1 pseudogene is annotated in these 508 nt (G+C 44.7%); it reads right to left on the bottom strand.

Annotated elements, in window-relative coordinates:
• A pseudogene (locus A3751_RS00780) lies at positions 1 to 461 on the bottom strand (cytochrome c1); the annotation flags it as partial.
• Positions 462 to 508 lie beyond the last annotated feature (47 nt).

The following is a 508-nucleotide window of genomic DNA, read 5'->3' as shown; positions in this document are numbered from 1 at the left end:
AAAACGTGAGGCATGCCAACGTCTTTAAAAACAACGTTGTTTACGCCGTAAGGACGTTTTGGATCAGCATAAAAGCCGCGCAGATAACTATACAACCAATCTGCACCTCGTAAACGAGCCACTAACGTCAAATCTGGAGGCGGATTACCAAACCACACCTTTGCTTGATCACTCGCCATAGATATCGTCATTAGCTGACCAATTTTTGCTTCGCCATCCAATAAATTCTCTTCGAAAATTTCATTTGGAATGCCTAAATCATTTGCTGCGCGCTCATAACGCGAATAGCCTAGAGCATGACAACCGAAACAGTAGTTCGTGAACAGCGCTAAGCCTCGCTGCATAGACTCCTGATCACGAATATCCGTTTTAATATGATCGAGAGGGACCGACGCGCCACCGGCTGCAAAGGCTCCGCTCACACTAAATGCGAAAACTAATGCTGTAATTATTCTCATCATTTCATTGTCACCCTTTCTGGAACCGGCTTAGTTTTCTCAATGCTTGT

It is taken from the genome of Oleiphilus sp. HI0080 (genome assembly GCF_001635135.1).
This window is presented reverse-complemented; position numbering and strand designations above follow the sequence as displayed.